This is a genomic window from Aquamicrobium soli, from assembly GCF_042646345.1.
GTDB lineage: Bacteria > Pseudomonadota > Alphaproteobacteria > Rhizobiales > Rhizobiaceae > Mesorhizobium > Mesorhizobium soli_A.
On the sequence record NZ_JBHRTK010000016.1, the window covers coordinates 188,434 to 210,974 of the forward strand.

24 protein-coding genes are annotated in these 22,541 nt (G+C 65.0%); 10 read left to right on the top strand and 14 right to left on the bottom strand.

Annotated elements, in window-relative coordinates; genetic code table 11:
* Positions 1 to 103 precede the first annotated feature (103 nt).
* The 3 genes from ACFOHJ_RS17445 (at position 104) to ACFOHJ_RS17455 (ending at position 4,097) form a co-directional block, all read left to right on the top strand.
* Entirely contained in the window at positions 104 to 367 is a 264-nt protein-coding gene (locus ACFOHJ_RS17445; RefSeq protein ID WP_378222706.1) for a hypothetical protein, read from the top strand.
* A gap of 246 nt (positions 368 to 613) precedes the next feature.
* Entirely contained in the window at positions 614 to 3,175 is a 2,562-nt protein-coding gene (locus tag ACFOHJ_RS17450; protein WP_378222709.1) for a GcvT family protein, read from the top strand.
* Between the two features lie 91 nt (positions 3,176 to 3,266).
* Complete coding sequence (locus ACFOHJ_RS17455) at positions 3,267 to 4,097, top strand: DUF1194 domain-containing protein (RefSeq protein WP_378222711.1); 831 nt, start codon at positions 3,267 to 3,269, stop codon at positions 4,095 to 4,097.
* Between the two features lie 96 nt (positions 4,098 to 4,193).
* On the opposite strand, the gene ACFOHJ_RS17460 is transcribed toward ACFOHJ_RS17455, so the two are convergent.
* The 3 genes from ACFOHJ_RS17460 to ACFOHJ_RS17470 all read right to left on the bottom strand — a co-directional run bounded on the left by ACFOHJ_RS17460 (position 4,194) and on the right by ACFOHJ_RS17470 (position 6,017).
* The gene (locus tag ACFOHJ_RS17460; protein WP_378222713.1) at positions 4,194 to 5,195 is read right to left on the bottom strand and encodes a GlxA family transcriptional regulator; all 1,002 of its coding nucleotides are present in this window, start codon (positions 5,193 to 5,195) and stop codon (positions 4,194 to 4,196) included.
* 257 nt (positions 5,196 to 5,452) lie between these two features.
* Positions 5,453 to 5,587 (bottom strand): hypothetical protein, encoded by a 135-nt coding sequence (locus ACFOHJ_RS17465; protein ID WP_378222716.1) that lies wholly within the window; start codon positions 5,585 to 5,587, stop codon positions 5,453 to 5,455.
* 232 nt (positions 5,588 to 5,819) lie between these two features.
* Entirely contained in the window at positions 5,820 to 6,017 is a 198-nt protein-coding gene (locus ACFOHJ_RS17470) for a hypothetical protein (RefSeq protein ID WP_378222718.1), read from the bottom strand.
* A 149-nt stretch (positions 6,018 to 6,166) separates the two neighbouring features.
* On the opposite strand from ACFOHJ_RS17470, the gene ACFOHJ_RS17475 reads away from it, so the two are divergent.
* The gene (locus ACFOHJ_RS17475; protein ID WP_378222721.1) at positions 6,167 to 7,072 is read left to right on the top strand and encodes a LysR substrate-binding domain-containing protein; all 906 of its coding nucleotides are present in this window, start codon (positions 6,167 to 6,169) and stop codon (positions 7,070 to 7,072) included.
* A 31-nt stretch (positions 7,073 to 7,103) separates the two neighbouring features.
* Here the strand turns inward: ACFOHJ_RS17475 and ACFOHJ_RS17480 are convergent, their stop codons facing one another.
* The 7 genes from ACFOHJ_RS17480 to ACFOHJ_RS17510 form a co-directional block, all read right to left on the bottom strand.
* Positions 7,104 to 9,188, bottom strand: coding sequence for an ASKHA domain-containing protein (locus tag ACFOHJ_RS17480; protein ID WP_378222724.1), 2,085 nt, complete (start codon positions 9,186 to 9,188; stop codon positions 7,104 to 7,106).
* An 87-nt stretch (positions 9,189 to 9,275) separates the two neighbouring features.
* On the bottom strand, positions 9,276 to 10,241 hold the full coding sequence (locus tag ACFOHJ_RS17485; protein WP_378222726.1) for a methyltetrahydrofolate cobalamin methyltransferase: 966 nt from the start codon (positions 10,239 to 10,241) through the stop codon (positions 9,276 to 9,278).
* 77 nt (positions 10,242 to 10,318) lie between these two features.
* The gene (locus tag ACFOHJ_RS17490; RefSeq protein WP_378222728.1) at positions 10,319 to 11,410 is read right to left on the bottom strand and encodes a methylenetetrahydrofolate reductase; all 1,092 of its coding nucleotides are present in this window, start codon (positions 11,408 to 11,410) and stop codon (positions 10,319 to 10,321) included.
* A complete protein-coding gene (locus ACFOHJ_RS17495) occupies positions 11,407 to 12,072 on the bottom strand; it encodes a methylenetetrahydrofolate reductase C-terminal domain-containing protein (protein ID WP_378222731.1) in 666 nt (221 codons plus the stop codon). The genes ACFOHJ_RS17490 and ACFOHJ_RS17495 overlap by 4 nt, the downstream gene beginning before the upstream one ends.
* Positions 12,065 to 12,367, bottom strand: coding sequence for a virulence factor (locus ACFOHJ_RS17500; RefSeq protein WP_378222733.1), 303 nt, complete (start codon positions 12,365 to 12,367; stop codon positions 12,065 to 12,067). The genes ACFOHJ_RS17495 and ACFOHJ_RS17500 overlap by 8 nt, the downstream gene beginning before the upstream one ends.
* Before the next feature lie 155 nt (positions 12,368 to 12,522).
* Complete coding sequence (locus ACFOHJ_RS17505) at positions 12,523 to 13,104, bottom strand: DUF4893 domain-containing protein (protein ID WP_378222736.1); 582 nt, start codon at positions 13,102 to 13,104, stop codon at positions 12,523 to 12,525.
* Positions 13,105 to 13,191: 87 nt separating this feature from the next.
* Positions 13,192 to 13,833: a DUF1638 domain-containing protein gene (locus ACFOHJ_RS17510; RefSeq protein ID WP_378222739.1), complete on the bottom strand. Its 642-nt coding sequence runs from the start codon at positions 13,831 to 13,833 to the stop codon at positions 13,192 to 13,194.
* Between the two features lie 61 nt (positions 13,834 to 13,894).
* Here ACFOHJ_RS17510 and ACFOHJ_RS17515 point away from each other — a divergent pair, with 61 nt between their 5' ends.
* Entirely contained in the window at positions 13,895 to 14,032 is a 138-nt protein-coding gene (locus ACFOHJ_RS17515) for an EncA/B family entericidin (protein WP_378222742.1), read from the top strand.
* Between the two features lie 76 nt (positions 14,033 to 14,108).
* On the opposite strand, the gene ACFOHJ_RS17520 is transcribed toward ACFOHJ_RS17515, so the two are convergent.
* Positions 14,109 to 14,807 (bottom strand): corrinoid protein, encoded by a 699-nt coding sequence (locus tag ACFOHJ_RS17520; protein WP_378222744.1) that lies wholly within the window; start codon positions 14,805 to 14,807, stop codon positions 14,109 to 14,111.
* 261 nt (positions 14,808 to 15,068) lie between these two features.
* Here ACFOHJ_RS17520 and ACFOHJ_RS17525 point away from each other — a divergent pair, with 261 nt between their 5' ends.
* The 3 genes from ACFOHJ_RS17525 to ACFOHJ_RS17535 all read left to right on the top strand — a co-directional run bounded on the left by ACFOHJ_RS17525 (position 15,069) and on the right by ACFOHJ_RS17535 (position 18,195).
* A complete protein-coding gene (locus ACFOHJ_RS17525) occupies positions 15,069 to 16,643 on the top strand; it encodes a trimethylamine methyltransferase family protein (protein ID WP_378222746.1) in 1,575 nt (524 codons plus the stop codon).
* A gap of 106 nt (positions 16,644 to 16,749) precedes the next feature.
* Positions 16,750 to 17,436, top strand: coding sequence for a hypothetical protein (locus ACFOHJ_RS17530; protein WP_378222748.1), 687 nt, complete (start codon positions 16,750 to 16,752; stop codon positions 17,434 to 17,436).
* 33 nt (positions 17,437 to 17,469) lie between these two features.
* The gene (locus ACFOHJ_RS17535; protein ID WP_378222750.1) at positions 17,470 to 18,195 is read left to right on the top strand and encodes a dienelactone hydrolase family protein; all 726 of its coding nucleotides are present in this window, start codon (positions 17,470 to 17,472) and stop codon (positions 18,193 to 18,195) included.
* Positions 18,196 to 18,201: 6 nt separating this feature from the next.
* Here the strand turns inward: ACFOHJ_RS17535 and cobT are convergent, their stop codons facing one another.
* Genes cobT through ACFOHJ_RS17550 form a run of 3 tightly spaced genes read right to left on the bottom strand, consistent with a single transcriptional unit; the run spans position 18,202 to position 21,285 of the window.
* Positions 18,202 to 19,212: a nicotinate-nucleotide--dimethylbenzimidazole phosphoribosyltransferase gene (gene cobT, locus ACFOHJ_RS17540; RefSeq protein WP_378222751.1), complete on the bottom strand. Its 1,011-nt coding sequence runs from the start codon at positions 19,210 to 19,212 to the stop codon at positions 18,202 to 18,204.
* Positions 19,213 to 19,236: 24 nt separating this feature from the next.
* Positions 19,237 to 20,001, bottom strand: a complete 765-nt coding sequence (gene cobS, locus ACFOHJ_RS17545) for an adenosylcobinamide-GDP ribazoletransferase (RefSeq protein ID WP_378222754.1) — start codon at positions 19,999 to 20,001, stop codon at positions 19,237 to 19,239.
* 57 nt (positions 20,002 to 20,058) lie between these two features.
* The gene (locus ACFOHJ_RS17550) at positions 20,059 to 21,285 is read right to left on the bottom strand and encodes a winged helix-turn-helix domain-containing protein (RefSeq protein WP_378222756.1); all 1,227 of its coding nucleotides are present in this window, start codon (positions 21,283 to 21,285) and stop codon (positions 20,059 to 20,061) included.
* Positions 21,286 to 21,599: 314 nt separating this feature from the next.
* On the opposite strand from ACFOHJ_RS17550, the gene ACFOHJ_RS17555 reads away from it, so the two are divergent.
* The gene (locus ACFOHJ_RS17555) at positions 21,600 to 21,965 is read left to right on the top strand and encodes an NADH-quinone oxidoreductase subunit A (protein WP_378222758.1); all 366 of its coding nucleotides are present in this window, start codon (positions 21,600 to 21,602) and stop codon (positions 21,963 to 21,965) included.
* The gene (locus ACFOHJ_RS17560) at positions 21,956 to 22,537 is read left to right on the top strand and encodes a NuoB/complex I 20 kDa subunit family protein (RefSeq protein ID WP_378222761.1); all 582 of its coding nucleotides are present in this window, start codon (positions 21,956 to 21,958) and stop codon (positions 22,535 to 22,537) included. Before ACFOHJ_RS17555 ends, ACFOHJ_RS17560 begins: the two co-directional genes overlap by 10 nt.
* The last annotated feature ends 4 nt before the right edge of the window (positions 22,538 to 22,541 follow it).

Consider the following 22,541-nt stretch of genomic DNA (forward strand, 5'->3'; position numbering starts at 1 on the left):
CGGCATTCAGTTGCGGTTCAGCTTCGCTCGTTTATAAGTTTGATGCAAAGGGCGAAAATGCCTTGCACGACGCAACAGAGGCGGTGGAAACACCGGAAATGCCATGCGCAAGACGCTTCTGCTCGCCGCAGCAATGCTGGCGGCGGTCTCGACGGCCGAGGCGGCCAGCGCCGTCAACAAGGACAGCGAGACGCGGACGCTGATCGTCACCGAGGGCGGCAGCAAGTCCGAACTGGCGCTGGCCGGCGGCGAGACGCTGGAGTTCTGCCCCAACGGGTGCTTCGTCACCCTGCCCAACGGCGACCTTACTCCCCTGAACGGCTCGGAAACCGTGGTCATCTCGGGCGGTGTCGCCCACATCAAGTAAGGCCCGGGACAGCTTGCCGGAAGGCCGGGCGTTTGCCCGGCCTTTGCTTTTGGCGAAGTGGCCATCATGACCGGGCGAGTGCCTGTCATGGCGGAGCTGGAACAGCGCGGCGGACCGGTGATATCGGTGGAGCGGAGTGCGCCCGCGGCCAAGGTCGCGGCGTATCTGCGGCGTGTCGCAAACAGGCTGTAATCACGTCACGCCGCTCTATAGTGTGCGCGAAATTCTATTGCGGAGTGACGGACAATGGCAGAGTTTCCAGCAAAGGCGCGGGTCGTCATCATCGGTCTGGGCGGCATCGTGGGCGCATCCGTTGCCCATCACCTGATCGAACGCGGATGGGACGACATCGTCGGCATCGATAAGTCGGGTATCCCGACCGACGTCGGCTCGACCGCGCACGCCTCCGACTTCTGCTACATGACCAGCCACGACTTCCTGTCCTGCTGGACGACGCTCTATTCCGTCGATTTCTACGAGAAAATGGGCCATTACGCCCGCGTCGGCGGTCTCGAGGTCGCGCGCGTCGGCGACGATGGCCGCATGGACGAAATCAAGCGCAAGGTCGCCTCGGCCAAGGCCTTCGGCACCAATGCGCGACTGGTGGGCCCGGCCGAGATCAAGGAAAAGTTCCCGCTCATCGAGGAAAGCCTCGTCCAGGGCGGCATGTGGGACCCCGACGCCGGCCTCGTCATTCCGCGTTCGCAGACGGTCGCCGGCAAGCTGGTCGACCAGGGCGTGGCCGCCGGCAAGCTGCAGGCCTTCGCCAACACCTCCGCCAAGTCGCTCATCATCGAGAACGGCCGCATCAAGGGCGTGGAGACGACACGCGGCCGCATCATGGCCGACTACGTCGTGGTCTGCGCCGGCATCTGGGGCCGGCTGATCGCCGAGATGGCGGGCGAGGACCTGCCGGTCATGCCGATCGACCATCCGCTGACCTTCTTCGGCCCGTACACGGAATTTGCCGGCACCGGCAAGGAGATCGGCTGGCCGCTGCTGCGCGACCAGGGCAACTCGGCCTATATGCGCGACACCGGCGACCCCAAGACCGCCGAGGGCGGCCAGATCGAGTGGGGCTACTACGAGGAGACCAATCCGCGCCTCGTGCATCCGCGCGACCTTCTGGAGAAGGACCAGGCCCGGCTTTCGCCCTCGCAGCGCGATCTCGATATGGAGCAGATCCTGGCGCCGCTCGAACGCGCCATGGAACTGACGCCGATACTCGGCGAACTCGGCTACAATGAAAGTCATTCCTTCAACGGCCTCTTGCAGGTGACGACCGATGGCGGTCCCTCCATGGGCGAGAGCCAGAAGGTAAGGGGCCTGTGGTACGCCGTCGGCATCTGGGTCAAGGACGGCCCCGGCATGGGCAAGCTCATCGCCGACTGGATGACGGACGGCCGCACGGCGATTGACCATCACGCGATCGACTACGCTCGCTTCAACCCGCACCAGATGAACGAGCAGCACATCTGGGACCGCTGCACCGAAACGGCGATGAAGGTCTACAACCCGGCGGTGCATCCGCGCGAACCCTTCTCCAAGGGCCGCAACGTGCGCCGCTCGCCCTTCTACGAGCGCGAGAAGGAACTCGGCGGCCATTTCATGGAGCTGGGCGGCTGGGAGCGCGCCCATGGCTACGCCGCCAACGAGCACCTGCTGAAGGAATATGGCGACCGCGTGCCGGTGCGCGAGAACGAATGGGACAACCGCCATTTCTGGCGCGTCTCCAACGCCGAACACCTGAAGCTCAGCGAGGATTGCGGCATCATCAACCTGTCGCATTTCTACATCTTCGATGTCGAAGGCCCCGACCATGTCGCCCTGATGGAATGGCTGTGCGCGGCGAAAATCGGCGGTGACGCCAATGTCGGCAAGGGCATCTACACCCACTTCCTCGACGACGAGGGAATGGTGCGCGCCGACTTGACCGTGATCCGCATGGCCGACCGTTGCCGCATCATCGACGGCGCCGACGCCGGCCCGCGCGACTTCAACTATGTAAAGCGTGTCGCCGAGGACAAGGGTTTCGATGTCACCGTCACCGATGTCACCGAAAAATACATCACCATCGGCATCTGGGGGCCGAACGCGCGCACCACGCTGCAGAAGGTGGTCGAGGACCCGGCCGGCCTGTCGCTCGAAAACTTCCCCTTCGCTGCGATCAAGCCGATCCGCATCGCCGGCAAGGACGTGAGCGCCTTCCGTCTCTCCTATGTCGGCGAGCAGGGCTGGGAGTTGCACATGCGCTACGAAGACGGCCTTGCCGTCTGGGACGCGCTGCGCTCCACCGGCGTCACCCCCGTCGGCGTCGAAACCTACGCCAATTCGCGGCGCATGGAAAAGAGCCTGCGCCTGCAGAACGCCGACCTTTTGACCGAGTACAACCTCTATGAAGCCGATCTTGCCCGCCCGAAGGTCAAGGAGGCCGACTTCCGCGGCAAGGCCAAGCACCAGGAATATCGCGCCCGTGACCACCAGCCGGCCATGCTGTGCACGCTGGTGATGACGGACAACGTCGACAGCAAGGGCGTTGCCCGCTATCCGGTCGGCATCATGCCGGTCATGGACCCGGCGACCGGCGAGACGCTGGTCGATGAACTCGGCCGCCGCTCCTTCACTTCCTCGGTCGCCTACGGCCCGACGCTCGGCAAGAACATCGCGCTCGCCTATCTGCCGTGGGCCTACTGTCAGGAAGGGCGCAAGCTCAACGTCGAGTATTTCGGCGAGACCTATCCGGTCGAAGTGGCGGCCATCGGCTACAAGCCGCTCTACGATCCGCAAAATCTCAAGCCGCGCAGTTGACCGTAAGGCGGTAGCGTAAATGTGAGCGATCGGCCCGGCCTTGCGCTGGGCTTTTCTTTGACGTGGCCTCGTTTTCGCGTAATTTTGGGCCATGTCTGCTCTGACCCGTGCGGCATACCGGGTTAACGGCGCCCTCGCGCTGGCGGTGTCGTTCGGGCTTGGCACTTCCCCGACCCTGGCGGAACCGGTGGATGTGCAACTGGTGCTGGCGGTAGACGTGTCGCTGTCGATGTCACCCGAGGAGCTTGAGATCCAGCGCCATGGCTATGCGGCCGCCCTGACACACGACAGCGTGCTGCAGGCCATTGCCGACGGCTCCTATGGCAGGATCGCCGTTACCTATGTCGAATGGGCGGGAACCTCCTGGCAACGGGTCATCGTGCCGTGGACCGTGATCGCGGGCAGGGCGGATTCCGAGAGAGTGGCCGCGCAACTGTTCGCCCATATGCCCGAAGGTGCGCGTCGCACCTCCATCTCGGCCGGTTTGCAATTCAGCGCGGACCTGTTCGCAGAAAGCACTTCGCAGTCGACCAGGCGGGTCATCGATGTTTCCGGCGATGGTCCGAACAATCAAGGTGCGCCGGTAACGGCGGTACGCGACGCGTTGGTCGGGCAGGGGATCACCATCAACGGGCTGCCCCTGATGACCAGCGGCGGTTTCACCAGCGTCTACGATATCGACCATCTGGACGATTATTACAGGGACTGCGTCATAGGCGGGCCGAGCGCCTTCATGATCCCCGTCAACGACTGGACGCAATTTCCCGAAGCGGTTCGCCGAAAGCTGGTGCTGGAACTGGCCGGCCCTTCCTCCCTGAAATGGGCATCGGGGGAAGCGATGCAGCCACCCGTCCGTCTGGTTCAGGACAAGCCTGCAACCGACTGTCTTTCCGGCGAAAAAATGTGGCCCAGCCGCAATTGAACGACAGCCGTTAAGATGCACGTCCGCAGGCCGGGAAGCTCGCGAAAACACCCGGTAGTTCCCGCGGCGCAGGTCCGCGCGTTGTTTCCCGGGTCGTCAGGCCGCCAGCAGGTGCTTGCGGTCGACGCGTTCCTGCTGGGGCGAGCGCGCGTAAAGCTCGCGATAGCATTTGGAAAAATGCGAGGCCGAGACGAAGCCGCAGGCGACCGCCACCTCGACCACCGGCATGGACGACTGGATGAGCAGGTGGCGCGCCCGGTCGAGGCGGATTTCCAGATAGTAGCGGGCGGGCGAGCGGCCCATTTCAGTGCGGAACAGGCGTTCGATCTGCCGGCGCGACAGATCGACATGGTCGGCGATCTCGATCAGCGATAGCGGTTCCGACAGGTTGGCTTCCATGAGCTCGATGATATTGAGCACCTTGGCGTTCTGGACGCCGAGGCGGGCGCGCAGCGGCAGGCGCTGGCGGTCGGTCGGGCTGCGCACGCGGTCGGTCAGCACCTGTTCGCAAACCCGGTTGACCAGGCTCTCGTCGAAATCGTCGCCGATCAGCTTCAGCATCATGTCGAGCGCGGCGGTGCCGCCGGCGCAGGTGTAGATATTCTGGTCCACCTCATAGAGGTCGGCGAAGACGTTGGCCTTGGGGAAGGCCTCGGAGAAGCCCGGCAGGTTTTCCCAGTGGATGGCGCAGCGCTTGTTCGACAGCAGACCGGCGGCCGCCAGTATATGCGCGCCGGTGCACAGGCCGCCGATGGCGACGCCGCGGTTGTATTCCTCGCGCAGCCACGCGAAGGTCGAGCGGTTGTGGTATTTTTCGACCTCGATGCCGCTGCACACGATCGCCATGTTCGGCCGGTCGGCGCCCGACATCTTGCGGCGCTCGTCGTCGAGGGAGGTGTCGACGGCGCACTCGACGCCGTTGGAGGCCTTCACCGGCTTGCCGTCGATGCTGGTCAGCCGCCACCGGTAGGCCTCGTAGCCAAGCATCCGGTTGGCCGACCGCAGCGGATCGAGCGCGGTCGCGAAGGCGATCATCGTGAAATCGGGGACGAGAAAGAAAACGAACGATCTTTTGACGGTTGGTTTGACCAGTTCCATGGCAGCCTCCACTGCGGCATGACGCGAACAGGATGTCGCGATCAGCATAGCGACATCAGGGAAAGCCTTTGTTGTCAAGCGGTCGGGCGAGGGCGCCGCAACTATTTTTGCGACCTGTGTCGCAAACAGGCGATTGGTGACCTATTAGCAACTACTGCTGGACGCCCTGGGGTTGCGGGGGGTGCCAGGTGCAACAAAAATGCCGCCCCGGCGGACCGGGGCGGCATGATGCGGGTTGCCCTGCGATATGATCGGCGTCAGGCGACGAAGCCAAGGCGGGCGGCCGCGACGGCGCCGGTCTGGCCGGGCATCGTCTTGGCAAGGCGCTGGCGCTCGAGCGCCGTCGTCAGGTTCATTTCACGGCGGGTAAAAAGACGGCCAAAAAACTTCATTGCACTCTCCATAGGGCTTGAGACGGCTCGCCTTCGCGTAATGGAGTGGGGCTGGTCGTTTGCTGCAGCGCATATAGGCGCGCGCCGAGCAAGATTGAATCGCAAAAACGAACCGTTTGATTTGGAATGCGACATCGGATGTGCGAGTGCGGCCGGAACCTGAACCGCGTGCCGGAAAAGGGCTTGCAGCGTTCCCTTTACCGGCAGGCGGACTGCTTGTTCGCTACGCCCCTCAGTGCCCGCAACGGTCGGCCTCGACCGCCAGGTCGGTGGTGCGCCGGCTGGCGAGGATGCGGTCGGAGATCTCGGGCCAGCCGATATCCTTCTGCACTTCGAACGGCAGCGAGAGCAGTTCCCGTTCGGTACGGTAGCGCGTGCGGGCGAGGCTGTAGCGGGTAGCGATTCGACCGATGGATGACAGGACGGACATTTCATTCTCCTTCCCTGATTGGCCGGAGGACCCCGGCTCGGGGCAACGACTGCCCTGGCTTCGATGGAGTTGACTATGAGGCCGATCTGATGTTCAATCAAACGAAATGGAATGATCTTTTCAGTCAAGAAAATTGAAGGTTAGGGCCGATGAACGCTCCTCTCAATCATCCGCTGCCTTTGCTCGATCTCGACGTGCTGCGCACCTTCGTGGCCATTGCGGAAACCGGCAGCTTCACGACGGCGGCCAACGCCGTCTACCGCACGCCCTCGGCGGTTTCGATGCAGATCAAGAAGCTCGAGGACATCCTCGGCCGCTCGGTGTTTTCGCGCGATGCCCGCTCGGTGGCGCTGACCACCGACGGCGAGATGCTGTTGGGCTATGCTCGCCGGCTGCTGGCGATCAACCGCGAGGCTGTCGCCAAGTTCATCATTCCCGACATCGTCGGGGTCGTGCGCCTGGGGTCGCCGGACGATTACGGCGAGCGGGTGCTGCCGCACGTGCTGAAGCGCTTCGCGCAGTCGCATCCATCCATTGCCGTCGATGTCGTCATCGATCAGAGCGTCAACCTGCGTCGGCGCATGGACGACCGGATGCTCGACATCACGCTGTTGACCAATTCCTACAAGGCCAGTGCGGTCGGCGCGGAGGTGCTTCTGACCGAACCGATCGTCTGGGCCGGGGCCAAGGGCGGCTGCGCGCATATGCGCGAGCCGCTGCCGGTGTCGATCTGGGAGGAGGGGTGCGCCTGGCGCGCCGGCGCGCTGGAAGCGCTGGGGCGTGACGGCCGCGACTACCGGGTCGCCTATATGAGTTCGCACACCGCCGCCCAGCGCGCCGCCATCATGGCCGACCTCGCCGTGGCGCCGCTGCCGAAGTCCTTCCTCGGTGACGACATGGTCGAACTCGGGCCGAAGGACGGATTGCCGGCGATCGGCAACTACAATCTGGCGATGGTGGTGTCGCCGGACGCCAGCGCGCCGGTCAAGGCCGTCGCCGACCATATTCGCGCGACCTTCGAGGTGTTCCGGGAGCGCGGCAGGTTCCTGTCCTGAGCGCTCCCGCAAGGCAGCAGCGGCGGGCCTGTTAATCTCGGTTGCGCCGGGCTGCCCGTTCCTCGCGCGAACGGCGGCGCGGGGCGGCATCGCCGGTTGCGGCAACCGCAGCGACGCTTTCGGGCGAATCCACCTGCCGCGGCGGCAGCTTGACGGCTTTCGACAGGTTCGGGAAGGCATCGACCTTGTTGGGCAGCGCCATGGCGTCGATGAAGATCTGCTGGAAGTGCGGTTCCAACGCCGTCTCGATCTTCTCGATCCGATGGACCTCGTCCTCGATCTCGCGGCGATGGTCGCGGTTGAGCAGCGCCATCAGCGCGCCGGTGCCCGAGGCGTTGCCGACCGCCTTGACGTTGGCCAGGTCGCAATCGGGGATCAGGCCCAGAACCATGGCGTATTTCGGATCGATGAAGGAGCCGAACGCGCCGGCAAAGCGGATCATGTCGACGTGGTCGACGCCCTGCTTTTCCATCAAGAGCTTGACGCCGGCGTAGAGCGCCGCCTTGGCCAACTGGATCGCGCGCACGTCGCGCTGGGTGATGACCAGCCGCGGCTCGCCGTCGCGCAGCAGGTAGGAGAAGGTGCGGCCATGCTGGAAGATGCGCGGCGAGCGCGCCGCCAGCGAACCGTCGATGACGCCATCCTCCGAAATGATGCCGGAAAGATACATCTCCGCGACCACCTCGATGATGGCCGAGCCGCAGATGCCGGTGACGCCCACCTGTCCGGCCGCTTCCTCGAAGCCGGGTTCGTCGGACCATTTTTCGACGCCGATGACGTGGTATTTCGGCTCCAGCGTCTCGGGATCGATGCGCACGCGCTCGATGGCGCCGGGCGCCGCGCGCTGGCCGCCGGAAATCTCGGCGCCCTCGAAGGCGGGGCCGGTCGGCGAGGAGGCCGCGACAACACGGGCGCGGTTGCCGAGGATGATTTCCGCATTGGTGCCGACGTCGACCAAGAGCATCATCTTGTCCTGCCGGTAGGGGCCTTCCGACAGGGCGGCGCCCGCCGCGTCGGCGCCGACATGGCCGGCGATGCAGGGCAGCGTGTAGAGGCGCGCGCCCGGATTGACGTCGATGTCGATCTCATGCGCCCAGAACTGCATGGAACTCGACACCGCCAGCGCAAAGGGCGCCTGGCCGAGTTCGGTCGGGTCGATGCCGAGGAACAGGTGATGCATGATCGGGTTGGCGACGAACACCGAATCCAGGATGTCACGCCGGTCGACGCCGCCTTCCTCGCAGACCTTGCCGATCAGCCCGTTGACGGCCTCGCGCACGGCCTTGGTCATGGCCTCGCGCCCGTCGGGGTTCATCATCACGTAGGAAACCCGGCTCATCAGGTCCTCGCCGAAGCGAATCTGCGGGTTCGGCGCGCCCGAGGAGGCGACGATGCGCCCCGACAACAGCGACACCAGATGCATGGCGATGGTGGTGGAGCCGATGTCGCAGGCGATGCCGTAGGCCTCGTTCTTCAGGCCCGGCCACATGGCGATGATGAAGGGTCGCGAAGTATCCATGTCGCGGTGGATGGCGACGGTGACGCCCCAGTTCTCCTTGCGCAGGATGCCTTGCACCTGCGGCAGAAGATAAGGCGCGATCAGAAGATCCTTCCAGCCCCAGTCCTTTTCCAGCACGTGCCTGAGCCGGTCGAGGTCGCCGAGCGGCTTGTGCATGTCCGGCTCGTCCACTTCGACATAGCAGAGCTGGACGGCGGGGAGGCGATCGATATGGCGGTCCACGGCCGCCTTGCGCACCACCTGGGCGTTGATGACGGTATCCTGCGGCACGTCTACGACGAGGTCGCCCTGGATCGTCGCCGAGCACGACAGCCGCCGCCCGTCGGGCAGGCCGCGAATGTGTTCGTAACGCTCTTCCTTGGGCCCCTTGGGCGAAATGTTTTCGAGCGACGAAACGATCTGGTGCTTGGCGAAATTGCCTTCCTGCACCTCGACCTGGCAGCGGCCGCAGGTGGCGCGCCCGCCGCAGACGCTTTCGACATAGACGCCGAGTTGGCGCGCGGCGTCGAGGATCGGCGTGCCGACGGGAAACCGGCCGCGTTTGCCCGAGGGCATGAACAGCACCAGCGGGTCGACAGGCTTCGGCTGAGTGTCCATGGCATTCCACTTTCCGGCCGTCTGGAGGGCGGCCAATCCAAACCATTACCTCTCCCGGTTTATGCCGGGAGAGGGCACTGCACTTTGTCAGCCGCGGGCCATCCGCGCTTCGCGGCCGCCACGGCGGCGACCGCCGGCGGCGGCAGCACCTTCGCCGGCTGCCGGTGCCGGAACGGGGCCCGCCTGCACGCCGGACTTATAGTCCTTGTAGGTCTTGATCCAGGTGGTGCAGTCCTTGTCGGTGCCGGCCAGAACGTTGGCGCCACGCACCGCTTCCATCTCCTGCGGACGCACCGGGTTCATGATCGCCGAGGTCATGCCCGCGCCGATCACCATGGGGATGAAGGCGGCGTTGATGCCGTGGCGATGCGGCAGGCCGAAGGAGATGTTGGACAGGCCGCAGGTGGTGTTCACCTTGAGTTCCTCGCGCAGGCGCCGCAGCAGCGCGAACACCTGGCGGCCGGCGTCGCCCAGCGCGCCGATCGGCATCACCAGCGGGTCCACCACCACGTCATGGGCCGGAATGCCGTAGTCGGCGGCGCGTTCGACGATCTTCTTGGCGACGGCGAAACGCACGTCCGGGTCCATCGAGATGCCGGTCTCGTCATTGGAGATGGCGACGACCGGCACGTTGTATTTCTTCACCAGCGGCAGAATCTTTTCGAGCTTCTCTTCCTCGCCGGTGACCGAATTGACCAGCGGCCGGCCCTTGGCGACCTGGAGGGCGGCCTCGATCGCGCCCGATACCGAGCTGTCGATCGACAACGGCAGGTCGACCAGGTCCTGCACGATCTGCAGCGTCTGCACCAGCAGGCCGGGCTCCGTCTCGTTGGGGTTGACCGAGGTCACGCCCGCGTTGACGTCAAGCATGGTGGCGCCGCAGGCGGCCTGCTCGAGCGCGTCCTTCTTCACCGTCTCGAAGTTGCCTTCCATCATCTCGGCGGCGAGCTTCTTGCGGCCGGTGGGGTTGATGCGCTCGCCGATCACGCAAAACGGCTGATCGAAGCCGATGATGATCTCGCGGGTCGCCGAGGCGACGATGGTGTGGGTCATGAAATCTCTCCGGTCGTGATATAAAGATTTCTTTATATCGTTATCTGTGTTGAATCAAGCGAAGGCCGGTCCGCCGGTCAGTACGCCGTCTTGACCATATCCACCTGGGTTTCGGTAATGTCGTCCTGCAGTATCTGCCCGAGCCGGTCGGCGACGAGGCGGTCGTCGCTGCGCGCCTCGCGCTTCCACGGCTGGCGGCCCTTCAGCACGCCCGATTCATCCACGATTTCCGCGACATATTCTTCCTGGCGATAGGCCATCACATGGATGCCCGCCACGCCCGGAATTTCCTTCACCTCGTTGATGATGTCGATGCAGAGCTGCTTGCCTTCCTTCTTCTGGTCCTGCGCGCCTTCCAGCCGCTTGATGACGGAATCGGGAATGTGGATGCCCGGCACATTGGAGCGGATCCATTTCGCCGTCTTGGCCGAGGCGAGGGGGCCGACGCCGCACAGGATGAAGACCTTGTCGGCGTAGCCGAGGTCACGCACCCTCTGCATGTAGGTGCGGAACATCGGCACGTCGAAGCAGTACTGGCTCTGTACGAACTGCGCGCCGGCCGCGATCTTCTTGCCGAGCCGGTGGGGGCGGAAGTCGTAGGGCGGTGCGAACGGGTTGATCGCGGCGCCGAGGAAAAGCTGCGGCGGCGTGGTCAGCTTGCGGCCCGACAGGAATTTGCCGTTGTCGCGCATGATGCGCACGGTTTCGAGCAGCGACATGCAGTCGAGGTCGAACACGGGCTTGGCGCCCGGCTGGTCCCCCGCCTGCACGCCGTCGCCGGTCAGGCACATGATGTTGGCGACGCCCATCGCCGCGCCGCCGAGCACGTCGCCCTGGATGGCGATGCGGTTCTTGTCGCGGCAGGCTATCTGCATGATCGGCGCATAGCCCATGCGCGTCAGCAGCGCACAGATGCCGACCGAGGACATGTGGCAGTTGGCGCCCGAGGCGTCGACCGCGTTGATGCCGTCCACCCAGCCGTCGAAGATCTTGGCGCGGTTGTAGACCTCTTCCGGGTCGGCGCTGTCGGGCGGATTGAGTTCCGTGGTGACCGCGAATTCGCCGCGCCGCAGCACGCGCTCCAGCCGCCCGCGAGAGGTGTGGCCGGGCAGGGGGTCGAGCGGCAGGTGGACGCCGGCCGGGTTCTCGTCGCGTTGCCGGGCGATCATGCCGCTGCCCCTTTGTTCGTTGCTTCGGCCTTGGCCGCCTCGCGCGCCGCGGCCGCCTGCGCGGTCACGCGCAGCCATGCGGAGGTTTCGCGCAGCGACTGGTCGACCGGCTTCTGCACGTCGAGGATCTTGTCGCCATGCACCATGTTGCGCGAGCCTTCCCACGCCTTGACCCAGACGCAGGGCATGTCCGGCTCGACCTCGCAATGGCCGTTGGCGCGCACGCCGCCGCACGGGCCGTTGCGCAATTGCTTGGGGCAGTTCATCGGACACGACATGCCGGTCGAGGACAGCACGCACTGGCCGCACATGCGGCAGTCGAACATGAAGCCCTTGACGCGCTTTTCGATGAACTTCACCGGCGCTTCGACCCGGCCGTAGCCGATGCCCTTCCACAACGGATGCAGCATCAGGAAGGCGTCGGCGAATTTGGCGTAGAACCATTCGAGCAGGCGCGAATGGCGCACCGACCACAGGCGCACCGTATAGCTGCGCTGGACACGCCGCTGCGGCGACACGTCGGCGGGCTTGTAGTCGCTTTTCGGCGCGGTCTTCTTGACGACCGTTGCCTGCGTCACGCCGCCGGATGCCGCCGGCGGGGTTACCGCCTCGGTACCGGCCGGCCCTGCGGCCGTCGTGGTCTGGAGCCCGTTGTCAGCCATTTTCTCTGCCGCTTGAATTGACGAGGGCGATCAGCTTCGCCTTGTCGAAGCGCGTGTCGAGTTCGCTCACAGCCTTGTCCGCCTCGGCGTCGATATCGTCGCTTACCGGAATCGGGTCGGCCTTGCGCCAGTCGTCGAGGTAGTTGCTGGCGCTCTTGGCCCCGACCTTCATGGCGCAGGCGTCGATCGCCTGGATGAAGCGCATCGGCAATTCGCGCTTGGCGTTCTGGCGCCCTTTCTTGACGATGACCTGCGCGGGAATATCGCGCCAGTAGACGACGATCAGATCGGCCATGGGTTTCTCACTCCTGATGTTTCGAGCATTGCCGCAAGCCGTGCTGGCCTGCTTGTTATGGGACGACGCGCGCGCTTTCAAAAGCGACGGATGTCGCAGAAAGAAAGATTGTTCAACCAGCGCGCCGACCGGGTTTCGCGCGGGGTCGCCGAGGGTCAGCGCTTGAGTTCGAGAATGTCGAGGCGCGATTCACGATACGGCGCCGGAAACTCGATGCGCCACGCGTCGCTGCCGGTGCGGAAAGCGTAGCCGACCTGGTCGGTTTCCGGCCCGCTGCCGTAGGGTTCGACCGGGTCGCCCTTGACGAAGTAGGAGCCGAGATAGATGGCCCGCTTTTCGCCGTCGTCGTAAAGGCGGCCCTTGGTGCGCTGCGATCCGCCGGTCTTCTCCAGCACCCAGCCGGAACCGTCGTCGGTCACCTTGCAGGTGAACCAGCCGTAGAGGACGAGCGCGCCGAAATCGCCGCCGGCCTTGATGGTGCGGCAGCGCCAGTTGCCTGTGAGGTCCTTGTCGGAGAAGGCGACCAGCGGCTGCGCGAGCAACGCGTCGAGCTGTTTCATGTCGGCAGGATCGCCGCTGCCGCGGGCTTCCTCCAGGGCGGCCATCCGCGTCTGGTCATACTGGTCGAGACGCGCCTGGTCGGCCGGCGTGATCAGTTTTTGCACCACCCCGTCGGCAAGCGCTGCCGAGGTGAGAACCGCAAGGATGCTTGCGAGGATTATCGGGCGAAAACTCATCCGGCTGACCCTTGAACGTCGGATTGCGATACCAGTTCGCGACCATATCCGGCCCGGCGGGAAAGGCCAGCCTCTACTTGGGCAGGGTTACTTGGAGATGCCCGCGACGCTGGCCGCATGGGCGAGGCCCATCGGCAGGTCGCCGTAGCCGGTGGGGCGGCGCTCATAGGCAAGGCCCAGCATTTTTGCCGCCGCCACAGCCACCTTGTCCAGTTCCGGGTCGTCGGTCTGCGCCAGGTAGATCAGCTTGTCGTAGTTGCCGAAATAGTCGGCGATCAGTTCCGGGTGCTTGTCGAGGCCGAGCGGCTTCATGAAGAAGGCGTCGAACTGCCGGCACAGGAAGTCCGTCATGTAGAACGACATCATGTCGTCGTCGGCGATCTTCCGGTATTCTTCCATGCGCTGGTAGAACGCGAAGCAATGCGGCCCGTCCATGCGCTCTACGCCATGCTTCTCGCATACCTTGTCGAGATGGCCGCCGGTGCCGCAGTCGGCATAGCCGATGAAGATGTGCTCGTAGCCTTCCGCCCTGGCCTCGGTGACGGCCTTGTCCATGGCCGGCGCGATGCGGTCGGGATAGAAGTGAAACTCCGCCGGCAGGCAGGTCAGTTCCAGGTGATCGAGCTTGAGTTGCTCCTTGACCGCCAGGATTTCGCGCGCGAGCATGCCGCAGGCGATGACCAGAAGCTTGTCTTTCTTATCCGACTTGACGTTTTGCTGGGCAGCCATGGAACCAGTCGAACCGGTTTTCGTTACAACGGTGCAGATCACGCCCGAGGGAGCCCCGATCATGAAGCCATCACGTCTCGCACCAATTGCCGTTCTGGCCTGCGCCCTGGCGCTCGTCGCCTGCGCCAACACGATACGCGGCGCCGGCAAGGATATCAAAAGCACCGCTCACGCGGTGGAAGATACGGTCAATCAGTAAGTAGCAGGCCCACCGTATCGGGGCTTTGAAACCGCCACCTTGAGTGGCGGTTTCCTGTTCGCGTCGCCGGCGCCGGTCAGGCGTTGGCGCGGGCGTTGTGCTTGCGCTTCATGAAATCCTTGGCGGTCTCGACCGCCACCGCCGCGTCGCGGCAGTAGGCATCGGCGCCGACCGCCTTGCCGAACTCCTCGTTGAGCGGCGCGCCGCCGACCATCACGACGTAGTCGTCGCGAATGCCCTTTTCCTTCATCGTGTCGATGACGACCTTCATGTAGGGCATGGTCGTGGTCAGAAGCGCCGACATGCCGAGAATGTCGGGCTGATGTTCTTCGATCGCCTCGAGGTACTTTTCGACCGAATTGTTGATGCCGAGGTCGATGATGTCGAAGCCGGCGCCTTCCATCATCATGCCGACCAGGTTCTTGCCGATGTCGTGGATGTCGCCCTTGACGGTGCCGATCACCATCTTGCCCTGCTTGGGCGCGCCGGTGGCGGCCAGAAGCGGGCGCAGGATGGCCATGCCGGCCTTCATCGCATTGGCCGACAGCAGCACTTCCGGAACGAACAGGATGCCGTCGCGGAAATCCTCGCCGACGATGCGCATGCCCTCGACCAGCGCCTCGGTCAGCACCTTGTAGGGGACCCAGCCGCGCTCGAGCAGGATGTTGGTGCCTTCCTCGATCTCTTCCTTCAACCCGTCGTAAAGGTCGTCGTGCATCTGCTGCACGAGCTCGTCGTCGGAAAGCTCGGAGAGAATGATCTCGTCGTCGGCCATGTCACTTCAACTCCATATTGCCAAGCGGACGTCCGCAGGGCTGAAAACGTTGGCCAATACGTATCCCGTCATACCCACGTTTCCATAGCTGATTTGCGACTTACTGCAAAAAGAAAGCGACCGCAAATCCAGGGGGTTCCTTGTCGATTTTGCGACAGGTGTTGGCGCTGGCTGGCCGTTTCGATTAGGGTGTATGACTACGATCCGGCAAGAAGCCGCAGCATGAGCGGCCGGAACCGTTTTCAAGGAAGAAAAGCGATCATGAGCGAACAGGCGGCAGTTGATCAGGAAGCGCCGAGCGGCAGGCGCGGGCGTGGCGCGAGCGGCGGAGCGGCGGCGCGTCGCGCGGCGCGCTCCGGCGGCGGGCCGGGCACTCAGCTCACCTACATCAAGCGCAACATCAAGGTCTATGAGGTGCTGGACGAGGAAGGCCTGGCGCTGATCGAGAAGAACACGGACATCGTGCTCGAGGAAACCGGCATCATCTTCCGCGACGACGAGGAAGCGCTGAAGCTGTGGAAGGAGGCCGGCGCCGACGTCAAGGGCGAGCGCGTCCACTTCCCGAAGGGCCTGTGCCGTTCGCTCCTGAAGACGGCGCCGTCCGTCTACACCCAGCACGCCCGCAACCGCGAGCGTTCGGTGCAGATCGGCGGCAACGCCACCGTGTTCGCGCCGGTCTACGGCCCGCCCTTCGTGCGCGACCTCGACGGCAACCGCCGCTACGCCACGATCGAGGACTTCCGCAATTTCGTGAAGCTCGCCTACATGGCGCCGTCGATCCACCATTCGGGCGGCACGGTGTGCGAGCCGGTCGACGTGCCGGTGAACAAGCGCCACCTCGACATGATCTACAGCCACATCAAATATTCCGACAAGCCGTTCATGGGCTCGGTGACGGCCCCGGAGCGGGCGGAAGACACGATCGCCATGGCCAAGATCGTGTTCGGCGACGATTTCGTCGAGAAGAACACGGTGCTCACCTCGCTCATCAATGCCAACTCGCCGATGGTGTTCGACGAAACGATGCTGGGCGCGCTGAAGGTCTATGCGCGCCATAACCAGGCCTGCATCGTCACGCCGTTCATCCTCGCCGGCGCGATGAGCCCGGTGACGGTGGCCGGCACGCTGACGCAGGTGCTGGCCGAGGTGCTGGCCGGCGCTTCGTTCACGCAGCTCATCAATCCGGGCGCGCCGGTGCTGTTCGGCACCTTCGCCTCGTCGATCTCGATGCAGTCGGGTGCGCCGACCTTCGGCACGCCGGAACCGTCGCTGGTGTCCTATGGCGCCGGGCAGTTGGCCCGCCGTCTCGGCCTGCCGTTCCGTACCGGCGGTTCGCTGTGCGCCTCCAAGGTGGAAGATGCGCAGGCGGCCTATGAAAGCGCCAATACGCTGAACTCGACCCTCCTGGCCGGCACCAACTTCGTGCTGCACGCGGCCGGCTGGCTGGAAGGCGGCCTGGCGTCGAGCTACGACAAGTTCATGATGGACATCGACCAGCTCGGCATGAGCCAAAAGTTCGCCGAGGGCGTCGACCTGTCGGAAAACGGCCAGGCGATGGATGCCATCCGCCAGGTCGGGCCGGGCAGCCACTATCTCGGCTGCGACCACACGCAGGCGAATTTCCAGACGGCGTTCTACCGCTCCTCCATTGCCGACAACAACTCGTTCGAGCAGTGGCTGGCCGAGGGCGAGAAGACCGCGCCGCAGCGCGCCAACGCGCTCGCCCGCCACTGGCTGGAAAGCTACGAAGCGCCGTATCTCGATCCGGGCATCGACGATGGCTTGAAGGACTTCGTCGCCAAAAAGAAGGAGTCGATGCCCGACGCCTTCAGTTGAAAGGAGCCCGACACAGGCCGGGCTAAAGTGGCCAACATCATTCACAAGGAAGTCTGGCGGAGCGCCTTCTCCGATCCGGACAGGAAGTGATGTCGGTTCCGCCGCCATGATCGCCGGGAAAGACCTCCTTGCCGACATGGCGGCTGCCCTTGCCGAGAATGGCCTGATCCTGCGCGGCGGCTTCAATTTCGAGGCTCAGGAAAGCCCGCCGCAGGGACCTTCGGGCGCCCCGGCCAGGGCAGTGGTGCTGGTGGGGCAGGCGGGCGCCTCCGCATGGCGCCATTTCCTCGACTGGCGCGGCAGGCGGCCCGCCGGTCTCGCCGATCCGCTGGATAGCTGGTCGCGCGACGTGATCGGGGGCGTGGCGGCTCGCTTCAACGCGCGCGCGGCTGGCCCCAACGACAGGCCGTTTCTTCCCATCCAGCGCTGGGCGATGCGGGCCGAAGGCCTGAAGCCATCGCCGCTCGGCATCCTCATGCATCCGCGCTATGGCCTCTGGCATGCCTATCGCGGGGTGCTGTTGTTCGACCGCGAGCTTTCATTTCCGCAACCGCCCGAGGTGGTTCACCTTTGCGACAGTTGCGTGGAAAAGCCGTGCCTCAAATCCTGCCCGGTCGACGCCTATAGCGGGGATGGCTTCGCCTATCAGGCCTGCCTCTCGCATGTGCGCGGGCCGGACGGCGCAGCCTGCCGCACGACCGGCTGCCTCGACCGCAATGCCTGCCCCCATGGCGCGGCCTATCGTTATCCGGCCGACGCACAGGCCTTCCACATGGCGGCCTTTTCGCGCTAGGCCGTAGTGTCGGCTTCAAGAGCGGAGAGTGCCATGACGAAACGGGAAATCGAGATAAGGACGAGCGACGGCGTGGCCGGGGCCAGCCTGTTCGGACCGACCGCGGGCGCCGGCGTCATTCTCTATATGGATGCGTTCGGCCCACGGCCCGCGCTTGACGGCATGGCACAGCGTCTGGCGGGCGAAGGTTACGCCGTGCTGGTGCCGGACCTGTTCTACCGCCGCGCGCCCTACGGGCCGTTTGATGCCAAGACCGCGTTTTCCGTCGAGACGACGGCAAGGCAACTGCGCGGGCTGCTGTCGGCGACGACGCAGGCGATGACGATGGCCGATACCGGCGCTTTCCTGGACGCGCTCGGGCGGGAAGGCGTCACCGGCCCGATCGGCGCCGTGGGCTACTGCATGGGCGGGGCGAGGGCGCTCAACGCCGCCGCTGCCTTTCCCGACCGCATCAAGGCTGCCGCCAGTTTCCATGGCGGCAACCTCGCCAGCGACGCCGCCGACAGCCCCTACCATCACGCCGGGCGTTTCAAGGCGCGAGTTTACGTCGGTTCCGCCGAGGTCGATAAAAGCTTTCCGCCCGAACAGTCGGCCCGGCTTGCCGAAGCGCTGCGCGAGGCGAAGGTCGACCACATCATCGAGAATTATGTCGGCATGGCGCACGGATGGTGCGTGCCCGACCACGGGGCTTACGACGCGGCCGGGGCCGAGCGCCACTGGAAGCGGCTTGTCGGCTTCTTTGCCGAAACCCTTGCCTGACCGGCGTTATTTTTCCGACACGCCGGCCTCGGCGAAGCTTGCCATGCGCTGGTGGCACTCCAGCGCCGAGCGCACGAGATTGACGGCAAGGCAGGCGCCGGAAGCTTCCCCCAGCCGCATGCCGAGATCGAGCAGCGGCGGCAGCGACAGCGCTTCCAGCAGATGCCGGTGCCCGGCTTCCGCCGAGACGTGGGCGGCGATCGCATGGGAGAGGCCGGTCGGATGCAGGCGCCCGAGCGGGGCGACGGCTGCCGAGCAGACGAAGCCGTCGAGCAGCACCGGAATATTGCGATGGCGGGCGGCCAGCGTTGCGCCGAGGATGGCCGCGAGTTCGCGCCCGCCAAGGGCCGCGGCAACGGCCAGCGGATCGGCGAGGGCGGTCGCGTGGCGCTTCAATCCGGCCTCGATGGCCGCGACCTTGCGGTTGAGGCCGGCATCGTCGACGCCGGTGCCGCGCCCGGTCCATTGGCGCACGTCGCCGCCAAACAGCGCCGCCGAAATGGCGGCGGCGGGCGTGGTGTTGCCGATGCCCATTTCGCCGAGGCAGATCAAGTCGAGGTCGCCGCTGACCGCCTCGTAGCCGGCCGAGACGGCGGCGAGGAAGGCCTGCGTGTCCATCGCCGGCGCCTGCGTGAAATCGCCGGTCGGATGGTCGAGGTCGAGCGGGATCACGGCGAGGTCCGCCCCGGCGATGCGCGCCAACTGGTTGATGGCAGCGCCGCCGCTGGAAAAATTCGCCACCATCTGCACCGTCACTTCCGATGGAAAGGCGGAGACGCCCTGCGCTGTGACGCCATGGTTGCCGGCAAAGACGAACACCTTGACCCGGTCGAGCTTCGGCATGGCGCAGCGTTGCCAGCGCGCCAGCCAGGCGGCGATTTCCTCCAATCGGCCAAGGCTGCCTTGCGGCTTGGTCAGCGTATCCTGCCGGCTGGCAACGGCGGCGGCCGCCGCGTCGTCGCCGGCCGGCAGTTCACGGCAGGCGGCGCGCAGTTCATCGAGCGAGTGGAAGGTCATCGACTGAAAATCTCCGAAAGTGCATCAGGAAAGGAATATCGAGGCGGCGAGCAGCACCAGGATCTCGCCGAACTGCTGCAGCGCGCCGACCGTATCGCCGGTATGGCCGCCGACCTGGCGAAGGCACAGGGCGCGGAAGGCAAGGAACAGGGCTGCCAGCACGATGGCAACGGCAACCGCCCCCGATAGGCCGAGCAGGAGAAGCGCCGCCGCACCGATGGCGGCACCGACCGTCGCCGTCTCCGAGGAGACCGCTCCCGCGCCCACGGCCAGCCCATCGGCGCGCGCGGGCGGAGAAAGATGCATGAACGCACCGGCCATGCCGCGCGAGGCCATATGCGCGGCCACGAGCGCCAAGAGAACGTGTGCCGGATGGCCGAGTTCGGAAAGCGCGCTCCAACGCAGCAGGATCGACAGGCCGAGCGCCGCAGCACCGTAGCTGCCGATGCGGCTGTCGCGCATGATTTCGAGCTTCTTCTCGCGCGTATGGCCGCCGCCGACGCCGTCGGCGACATCCGACAGGCCGTCTTCGTGCAGGCAGCCGGTAGCGACCATCGTCGCGGCGAGCGCCAGTGCCGCCGATGGCCCTGTGGCGAGCCCCAGGCCGCTGGCAACGGCGTAGACAATGCCGCCGATGATTGCGACGGCGAGGCCGGCAAGGGACGCGGCCCAGATCGCCTGCGCCAGCGTACGGCCATGGAAATCGAAGGTCGGCAACGGCAGGCGTGTGAAGAACACGAGGCTGAGCGCGAGGTCGTCCAGTGCTTGGCGAAGGCTCCAAGGCTGCATCTGTTTGTCCGATCGTCCGATCGCTGCCGGTTGTGGGATGGCGGGTCGATGTAGGCGTCAGGCGTCGAGGCTGTCAACGCGCGGATGCGACAGCGCCATATCTGCCAGCGCAGGGCCGAGGTCGCCAGCCGGCGTGATGGCGAGTCGCTCCAGTTCCAGCCAGTGCTGCATCTGGATCAGCTCGTCGAGCAGATGGGCGGCCGTGTCGGCCGGCGCGTCCGGCTCGGCATAGGCGGCATGAAGGCGAAGCACGCCCGCCGGCCGGTCCGCCCTGAGATCGACGCGGGCGACGATGCGTTCGCCGAGCAGGAAGGGCAGGACATAGTACCCATACTGGCGCTTGTGCGCCGGCGTATAGATTTCGATGCGGTAGTGGAAATCGAACAGGCTTTCGGCGCGCTTGCGCTCAAACACCAGCGGGTCGAAAGGCGCGAGCAGCGCGCGCGCCGCGATCCGGCGCGGTGTCTTCGCGTCCTTGTGGAGATAGGCCGGCTTGCTCCAGCCTTCGACCTGCACGGGCAAGAGCGTTCCTTCCTCTACCAGTTCCTCCAGCCGGCCCTTCATGTCGGCCGGAGACAGGCGGAAATAGTCGCGCAGGCAGTTGGCGCTGGCGACGCCATGCGCGCGCGCCGAAATCCGCAGCAGTTCCCGCTGCGCGTCCTCCACCGACGGCGTCGGCAGGGCGAGGACGGCGGGCGGCAGCACCCGTTCGGGAAGATCGTAGAAACGCTCGAACCCCTTGCGGTAGGCAGCGGTGATGCGGCCGGCCCAGAACAGCCATTCGAAAGCGTTCTTGGCCTCGCTCCAGCCCCACCAGCCGCCGGTTCCCTTGTGGCCTTCGATCGAGGAGGCGGCCATCGGCCCTTCTTCGGCGACGCGCTTGTAGATGCCTTCGATCGTCCTGGGGTGAGCCCGGCCCCATGCTGCGAGGCCGGAGTACATTTCCTCGCCGCGTTCCGCCCGCTCCATGCGCCAGCGCAGCAGCGGCCAGGTCTCGACCGGCAGGTAGGAAGCCTCATGCGCCCAGTACTCGAACAGCGCACGATTTCGTGAGACGGCTGCGTTGTCGACCAGCGCGCGCGGGTAGGGGCCGAGGCGCGAATAGAGCGGCATGTAATGCGCCCGCACCACCGCGCTGACGGAATCGATCTGGAACAGGCCGGTGCGCGACAACATCCGCGACAGGTGGCGCCGGTCCGCGACGCCGGAGGGCCTCGGGTCGGCAAAGCCTTGTGCGGCAAGGGCGATGCGGCGGGCAACGCCGAGCGATATTTTCTGCTTCATTCGCCTGTCCCGGCTTTCGACGCGTCGATGATTCCACCCATCGTAGCAGGCGTGGCCGGCAGATATGTCAGGAGAGAAAAGTGGAGTAAAAAGAGAAGGAAATAAAACGCGCCCTGGCCGAATGGTTTTGGCCGGGTATGCCTTGCGACATCCTGCTTTTGGGCAAGGTTTGACTTGCTTCGCCTGGAGTGCTGCGCTAACCCTCGCCGCATTGCAGCATGGGGCCTGAACGAGTTCGGCGTCACGGTGACGCTTCCGTAACTCGGGCCGGTGCTATAGATCAGGCGTATTGGCCATTATCGGGAAACCGGAGCATGAGCGCACTCATCAGTTCGTATCTGCCCATTGTGATTTTTATCGGCGTTGCGCTGGTCGTCGGCCTGGCGCTGATGGTCGCGCCGTTCCTGATCGCCTATCGCAGCCCCGATCCCGAAAAGCTGTCGGCTTATGAGTGCGGGTTCAACTCCTTCGACGATGCGCGCATGAAGTTCGACGTCCGCTTCTACCTGGTGTCGATCCTGTTCATCATCTTCGACCTCGAAGTGGCGTTCCTGTTTCCGTGGTCCGTCTCCTTCAGCGAGATCGGCATGCTGGGCTTCTGGTCGATGATGGTATTCCTGGGCGTGCTGACCATCGGCTTCATCTACGAGTGGAAGAAGGGAGCGCTGGAATGGGATTGAGCGACAATTCCGGCACGCTGGTCGCGCCGCGCCCGAAAGGCATTCTCGACCCGAACACCGGCAAGCCGATCGGCTCGGATGATCCGTTCTTCGTCGGCATCAACGACCAGCTTTCCGACAAGGGTTTTCTCGTCACCTCGACCGAGGCGCTGATCACCTGGGCGCGTACCGGTTCGCTGATGTACATGACGTTCGGTCTGGCCTGTTGCGCCGTCGAGATGATCCACACGGCCATGCCGCGCTACGACAGCGAGCGCTTCGGCATCGCGCCGCGCGCTTCCCCGCGCCAGTCCGACGTGATGATCGTCGCCGGCACGCTGACCAACAAGATGGCGCCGGCGCTGCGCAAGGTCTACGACCAGATGCCGGAGCCGCGCTACGTCATCTCGATGGGCTCGTGCGCCAACGGCGGCGGCTACTACCACTATTCCTATTCGGTCGTGCGCGGCTGCGACCGCGTGGTGCCCGTCGACATCTATGTGCCCGGCTGTCCGCCCAGCGCCGAGGCGCTGCTTTACGGCCTTCTTCTCCTGCAGAAGAAAATCCGCCGCACCGGCACGATTGAACGGTGATTTC

Excerpts from the sequence above, each read along its gene's own strand:
- ACFOHJ_RS17445 (WP_378222706.1), top strand. The coding sequence starts at position 104 with ATGCGCAAGACGCTTCTGCTCGCCGCAGCAATGCTGGCGGCGGTCTCG.
- ACFOHJ_RS17450 (WP_378222709.1), top strand. The coding sequence starts at position 614 with ATGGCAGAGTTTCCAGCAAAGGCGCGGGTCGTCATCATCGGTCTGGGC.
- ACFOHJ_RS17455 (WP_378222711.1), top strand. The coding sequence starts at position 3,267 with ATGTCTGCTCTGACCCGTGCGGCATACCGGGTTAACGGCGCCCTCGCG.
- ACFOHJ_RS17460 (WP_378222713.1), bottom strand. The coding sequence starts at position 5,195 with ATGGAACTGGTCAAACCAACCGTCAAAAGATCGTTCGTTTTCTTTCTC.
- ACFOHJ_RS17465 (WP_378222716.1), bottom strand. The coding sequence starts at position 5,587 with ATGAAGTTTTTTGGCCGTCTTTTTACCCGCCGTGAAATGAACCTGACG.
- ACFOHJ_RS17470 (WP_378222718.1), bottom strand. The coding sequence starts at position 6,017 with ATGTCCGTCCTGTCATCCATCGGTCGAATCGCTACCCGCTACAGCCTC.
- ACFOHJ_RS17475 (WP_378222721.1), top strand. The coding sequence starts at position 6,167 with ATGAACGCTCCTCTCAATCATCCGCTGCCTTTGCTCGATCTCGACGTG.
- ACFOHJ_RS17480 (WP_378222724.1), bottom strand. The coding sequence starts at position 9,188 with ATGGACACTCAGCCGAAGCCTGTCGACCCGCTGGTGCTGTTCATGCCC.
- ACFOHJ_RS17485 (WP_378222726.1), bottom strand. The coding sequence starts at position 10,241 with ATGACCCACACCATCGTCGCCTCGGCGACCCGCGAGATCATCATCGGC.
- ACFOHJ_RS17490 (WP_378222728.1), bottom strand. The coding sequence starts at position 11,410 with ATGATCGCCCGGCAACGCGACGAGAACCCGGCCGGCGTCCACCTGCCG.
- ACFOHJ_RS17495 (WP_378222731.1), bottom strand. The coding sequence starts at position 12,072 with ATGGCTGACAACGGGCTCCAGACCACGACGGCCGCAGGGCCGGCCGGT.
- ACFOHJ_RS17500 (WP_378222733.1), bottom strand. The coding sequence starts at position 12,367 with ATGGCCGATCTGATCGTCGTCTACTGGCGCGATATTCCCGCGCAGGTC.
- ACFOHJ_RS17505 (WP_378222736.1), bottom strand. The coding sequence starts at position 13,104 with ATGAGTTTTCGCCCGATAATCCTCGCAAGCATCCTTGCGGTTCTCACC.
- ACFOHJ_RS17510 (WP_378222739.1), bottom strand. The coding sequence starts at position 13,833 with ATGGCTGCCCAGCAAAACGTCAAGTCGGATAAGAAAGACAAGCTTCTG.
- ACFOHJ_RS17515 (WP_378222742.1), top strand. The coding sequence starts at position 13,895 with ATGAAGCCATCACGTCTCGCACCAATTGCCGTTCTGGCCTGCGCCCTG.
- ACFOHJ_RS17520 (WP_378222744.1), bottom strand. The coding sequence starts at position 14,807 with ATGGCCGACGACGAGATCATTCTCTCCGAGCTTTCCGACGACGAGCTC.
- ACFOHJ_RS17525 (WP_378222746.1), top strand. The coding sequence starts at position 15,069 with ATGAGCGAACAGGCGGCAGTTGATCAGGAAGCGCCGAGCGGCAGGCGC.
- ACFOHJ_RS17530 (WP_378222748.1), top strand. The coding sequence starts at position 16,750 with ATGATCGCCGGGAAAGACCTCCTTGCCGACATGGCGGCTGCCCTTGCC.
- ACFOHJ_RS17535 (WP_378222750.1), top strand. The coding sequence starts at position 17,470 with ATGACGAAACGGGAAATCGAGATAAGGACGAGCGACGGCGTGGCCGGG.
- cobT (WP_378222751.1), bottom strand. The coding sequence starts at position 19,212 with ATGACCTTCCACTCGCTCGATGAACTGCGCGCCGCCTGCCGTGAACTG.
- cobS (WP_378222754.1), bottom strand. The coding sequence starts at position 20,001 with ATGCAGCCTTGGAGCCTTCGCCAAGCACTGGACGACCTCGCGCTCAGC.
- ACFOHJ_RS17550 (WP_378222756.1), bottom strand. The coding sequence starts at position 21,285 with ATGAAGCAGAAAATATCGCTCGGCGTTGCCCGCCGCATCGCCCTTGCC.
- ACFOHJ_RS17555 (WP_378222758.1), top strand. The coding sequence starts at position 21,600 with ATGAGCGCACTCATCAGTTCGTATCTGCCCATTGTGATTTTTATCGGC.
- ACFOHJ_RS17560 (WP_378222761.1), top strand. The coding sequence starts at position 21,956 with ATGGGATTGAGCGACAATTCCGGCACGCTGGTCGCGCCGCGCCCGAAA.